General features: G+C 59.6%; 7 protein-coding genes. 3 read left to right on the forward strand and 4 right to left on the reverse strand.

Features of this window, described 5'->3' with window-relative positions; genetic code table 11:
- Nucleotides 1–212 (forward strand): hypothetical protein (locus tag Q0288_RS10390; RefSeq protein WP_299430113.1); only part of this gene is annotated, 212 nt, incomplete at its 5' end.
- Here the strand turns inward: Q0288_RS10390 and Q0288_RS10395 are convergent.
- Nucleotides 206–535 (reverse strand): tRNA-binding protein, encoded by a 330-nt coding sequence (locus Q0288_RS10395; RefSeq protein WP_299430115.1) that lies wholly within the window; start codon nucleotides 533–535, stop codon nucleotides 206–208. The genes Q0288_RS10390 and Q0288_RS10395 overlap by 7 nt on opposite strands.
- Before the next feature lie 148 nt (nucleotides 536–683).
- Here Q0288_RS10395 and Q0288_RS10400 point away from each other — a divergent pair, with 148 nt between their 5' ends.
- Nucleotides 684–995 (forward strand): hypothetical protein, encoded by a 312-nt coding sequence (locus tag Q0288_RS10400; protein ID WP_299430117.1) that lies wholly within the window; start codon nucleotides 684–686, stop codon nucleotides 993–995.
- A gap of 77 nt (nucleotides 996–1,072) precedes the next feature.
- Complete coding sequence (locus Q0288_RS10405; RefSeq protein ID WP_299430119.1) at nucleotides 1,073–1,510, forward strand: DUF420 domain-containing protein; 438 nt, start codon at nucleotides 1,073–1,075, stop codon at nucleotides 1,508–1,510.
- A 269-nt stretch (nucleotides 1,511–1,779) separates the two neighbouring features.
- On the opposite strand, the gene Q0288_RS10410 is transcribed toward Q0288_RS10405, so the two are convergent.
- From Q0288_RS10410 to Q0288_RS10420, 3 genes are all read right to left on the reverse strand, one after another.
- The gene (locus Q0288_RS10410; protein WP_299430121.1) at nucleotides 1,780–2,331 is read right to left on the reverse strand and encodes a septum site-determining protein MinC; all 552 of its coding nucleotides are present in this window, start codon (nucleotides 2,329–2,331) and stop codon (nucleotides 1,780–1,782) included.
- Between the two features lie 189 nt (nucleotides 2,332–2,520).
- Nucleotides 2,521–3,915 (reverse strand): dihydrolipoyl dehydrogenase, encoded by a 1,395-nt coding sequence (gene lpdA, locus Q0288_RS10415; RefSeq protein ID WP_299430123.1) that lies wholly within the window; start codon nucleotides 3,913–3,915, stop codon nucleotides 2,521–2,523.
- A gap of 56 nt (nucleotides 3,916–3,971) precedes the next feature.
- The coding region (locus Q0288_RS10420) for a dihydrolipoamide acetyltransferase family protein (protein ID WP_299430125.1) at nucleotides 3,972–4,742 on the reverse strand (771 nt) is incomplete at its 5' end.

The raw sequence follows: 4,742 nt of genomic DNA on the forward strand, positions 1-4,742 counted from the left end.
ATGTTTTCCTCGAGCCCCAGACCCCACACCCCTGGCTGGAACGCTGGCCGGGCGACGTGAAGCTACCGCCCGCCGAACCCCCGGCCCTGTGGGGTGAATTGCTGGTTCGCCTGCACCAGCCCAACCCCGATGGCTTTGTAGCCGCTGGAATACTGCAACTGATGGCCATGGCTCGAGCCGTCGTTCGTTACCGACGGGGTTTGTTTCAGTAAACCCTTCCTCCCAGCGGTACTTCTCGCTCCACTGCCAGCAGCACCACCCGCCCCTGTGCATCGGGTAGGCCCAGCACCAGCACTTCGGACTGGAAGCCCACGATGTTGCGCTCGCCGAGGTTGGTCGCACAAATTACCATGCGCCCCACCAGGGTTTCGGGGGTATAGAGATCGGTGAGCTGGGCGCTGCTTTGTTTTGTCCCAAACTCGCCCAGGTCTACCCATAGCTTGTAGGAGGGCTTGCGGGTCTTCTGGTGGGGCTCGGCTTTCTGAATGCGTCCGACGCGCAGCTCGAGGAGCTGGAAAGCTTCGTAAGGCGTCATGGGGTTAGTGTCAATGGTCAATAGCCGATAGTCAATAGTCGATAGCTAATAGCCGATAGCTAATAGCCGATAGTCAATAGACCATAGACCATAGACCATAGACCTTGGACTCTACCCTCGACGTTGGCTGCCCCATATACTGCTAGCTGTGCAACGCTTGCTCGACCAGGCTGCTATTCTTATTCGGGATGCCCGCGAACTTTCACCAGAGCGGGCGGTGGGTTCGTTGAAGGAGTCGGTGGGTTTGCTGGAAGCGGTTCGACCCTCCAGAGAACGCGACGGTATGATGGCCCTGGCCTATTTGCGCCTGGCCCAGATGCAGCGTCAATTGGGGAAGCGCATCGAAGCCGAGCGGGCCTACATGCTGGGATATAGCTATGCCCGCAGCTCGAGGGAGGAGCGGGTGCGCCGCCTGGCGGAAAAACTCAGCGAGGAGTTCACAAATAACGTTCAGGGATAAATGTCCTTTGCTGGAATAGGCTATTTTGAAATGGCTACAGGGAACACCTGTGGGCGACCAGGGAGGAAACAAGAACCATGGGTCAGATGTTGGGTGATATCGCCGCTATTCTAATTGCCCTGTCGGGCGTTGCGGTCATTATCGGGGTTGTTTTCATCAAGCGGGGGGATCGGGTCTGGCACCCTCGAGCCATGCTGGTGGCCTCGGCACTGGCTGGGCTGTTCCTGGTGTTTTATCTGCTTAAGTGGGGCCTGTATGGAACCACCAGTTACGCTGGCCCAGAGGAGTGGCGGGTGGCCTATTTTGCTCTGCTGGTCAGCCACATCGTTCTGGCTGCTGCCAATGGGCCGCTGGTATTATGGCTGCTCTACAATGCCTTCAAGAGTCGCTTTGATATACACCGAAGGTGGGCCCGCTGGACCGTTCCGGTCTGGCTCTACGTGGCCGTGACAGGCTGGGTTATAGATCTGATTCTGCGCACCCACGGTGAATCGGCGGGTGGTATTAGGTTTTGACACTGCGTTCCAGGGCGATGGTCGCAGTGAACGCACCATTCACGGAACCTGGAGGGATCCGAGGGGCGGTATTCAATTGCAAATCACCTGAAAATCACCCTGAGAACCCTGTCCTCGTGCACGTGTTATTGCAACCGGTTAGGCACATGATTGCACTGCGCACCCCCTGTGGAGGTATGCTCGGGAGCATCGGGGAATACACTGGGCTTCACAGAACCACAGCGGGTAAGGACATGCGTCTTTGTGAGGCCGGTATCACGCGGTGGAGATTATCCTGCAGCTTTCTTTCCCCAGGCCTCCAGTACGATTCGACCCTCGGATACCCTGGCCCGCTCGGGGCCACGGGTGCCTGGTTCGCCATCGGGCGCCTGGGCCACATGATGGGCGATGCGGATCTGCTTGGCTTCCAGGCTCATGGCCCAGATAGCGGCCCCTTCCTGTCCGGTGGCCCCAGCATGGGCCAGCCCGCGCAACTTTCCCACCACAATAATGTCTCCGGCAGCAATGACCTCAGCCCCAGCGTTCACGTCTCCCAGAATTACCACCGTGCCCGGTGACTCCACCCTGGCTCCCGACCGGAGGGTCTGGTCAATTACTTCGGTGTAGGGGATGTATTTTTCGCCCCGCTGGGATCTGAACTGCAAGCCCCGTTCCCGGCCTAGCTCGAGCAAAGCTTCCAACACCCCCTGGTTCACCACCCCAGAGACTTCCACCTCCAGGGGCAGATCTGGCAACTCGGCCAGGGCCTTGCGGAGCATCTCGGGGGTTTCGTTGCCGTCGAGCCGAAGGGCCAGAGCGTTGAGGGTTGCCCGAATACGCATGCAAAGAGGTTATACCAGAAAACCAGCGGTGGGCGTAAGACTTTTGCAGAAGTCGCAGAGGGCCCATCGCCGATAGCTACGCTGGGCACGGTAGCTCTTCAGGGCATACCGGCACTTCCGCTCGAGGTCTTGTGGGCTGGTTTTCCTCGACTTCGACCCTTTTGAGAACCGCGACAGGTGGCCTGGCACTCAGCGGTTGGCAATGTGGATAGCCTGCTTGTGCAGGTGTTCGGCAGCCTCCATGATGCCCTCGGAAAGGGTGGGGTGGGCGTGGATAGTCAAACCCAGATCGGAGACAGTCGCCCCCATCTCGAGGGCCAGGGTTGCTTCGCCAATCAGGTCGGAGGCGCTGGGCCCCACGATGTGCGCCCCCAGCAGCAGGTCGGTCTCGGCATCGCCGATGAGCTTGATCAGGCCGTCGGTAGCATCCAGGGTCATGGCCCGGCCCGAGGCCGAGAGCGGAAACTTACCCACCTTAACCTTGTAGCCGGCCTTGCTGGCTTCTTCCTCGGTCATCCCCACTGCGGCCCACTCCGGGCTGGTGTAGACCACGTTGGGTATTTGATAGTCCATCACCGCGTTGCCGCCCGCCGCATTCTCGGCTGCAATCAAACCTTCTTTCATGGCCTTGTGGGCTAGCAGGGGTGGGCGGGTCACATCCCCGATGGCGTAGATGCCGGGTACGCCCGTCTCCATCTTTTCGTTGGCGGGCACGTAGCCGCGCTCATCCACCTTCACGCCAATGGCCTCGAGGCCCAGCCCCTGGCCTCTGGGCCGTCGCCCGGTGGCTATCAGAATTTTGTCTACCACCAGGGCTTCTTGCTTGTGGGTCTTTACGTCTTCGAGCGTAACGTGCAGGCCGTCTCTTTTCTTGTCCACCTTCACGCCCCTGGTGTTGGTGCGAATGGTAATGCCCTGCCTGCCCAGAATTTTGGCCAGCAGGTTGGCGGTCTCGGGGTCGGCAGCGGGCAGAATCTGGCTCAGGAACTCGATTACGGTGACCTCGGCCCCCATGCGCTTGTAGACCTGGGCGAACTCGAGGCCAATCGCACCCCCCCCGATACAGAGCATCCGTTTGGGGAACTTGTCCTCTACCCGCAGCGCCCCCGTAGAGTCAATGATCTCCTTCTGGTCCACCTCGAAGCCCGGCAGGGAGTTGGGTTCGGAGCCTGTAGCGACGATGAAGGTTGTGCCCTGGATGCGCTCACCCCCTACCTCGATGGTGTTTTTGTCCACAAACTTGGCGAAACCGGTCTTCAGCTCAACCTTGTTGCCCTTGAAGAGCTGCGAGACCCCCCCGGTGAGCTTCCTGACGATGCCATCGCGCCAGCCTCCCAGTTTTTTCAGATCTACTCTGGCCTCCTTCACTTCCAGCCCAAAGGCGCTGCCATGCTTGATGCCTTCCAGCTCCTCGGCGGCATGGAGCAGGGCCTTGGTAGGAATACAGCCCACATTCAAGCAGACCCCGCCCACATACTCGGCCTCGACGGCCAGCACTTTCTTGCCCAGTTGAGCCGCCCGGATGGCCGCATGGTAGCCGCCAGGACCGGTTCCGATCACGATCACATCGTAGAGGGTTGACATAACGATCCCATTCTAGTGAGTGCATTTGCGAAAAACAAAATTTGCCAGCCGAAAAACTACCAGACTTCCAGGAACAGCCGCTCGGGTTTTTCCAGCAGCCGGATTACTTCCTTACAAAACCGTGCGGCTTCGGCCCCGTCCACCAGCCGGTGGTCGAAAGAAAGTGAGAAGTACATCATCTGGCGCACCACAATCTGGTCGTTTTCGTTCACCACGGGGCGCTTCTGGATCGAGTGAATCCCCAGAATGGCGGCATCCGGCACGTTGATGATGGGGAAGCTGAACAAGGCCCCAATGCTCCCGATGTTGGTCACACTAAAGGATGAACCAGCCATCTCCTCGAGGCTCAGTTTGCCACTGCGGGCCTTATCGGCCAGCTCGGCGATTTCGCGGGCCAGGTTCAACACGCTCTTGCGATCCACGTCCCGCAGCACCGGCACAATCAGGCCGTTCTCGGCGGCTACCGCCATGCCAAGGTTGAAATAGTTTTTGAGCACGATTTCTTGCCGGGCCTCGTCGAGTGAGCTGTTGAGGGAGGGGAATTTCTTTAGTGCGATGGCAATGGCTTTGAAAATGAAGGGCAGGTATGAGAGCTTCACCCCCTGGGCTTCGGCATCGGCCTTGAGCCGACTGCGCAGGGCAACCAGCTCGGTCATGTCAATCTCGTCCACCGTCAGAGTCCGCACCGTGTAGAGATGCGAGGCCACCATCTGGCTGGCGATAGCCCGCCGCAGGCCCCGCAAGGGAAGCCGGGTCTCGCGGTCCTGGTAGCCGCTGGGGGTTTTGTACTGCACCGGAGCAGGAAAGCCTGGGGCGGCTCGGGGGCT

The sequence above is a fragment of the uncultured Meiothermus sp. genome (genome assembly GCF_937863175.1).
Taxonomy (GTDB): Bacteria; Deinococcota; Deinococci; order Deinococcales; family Thermaceae; genus Meiothermus.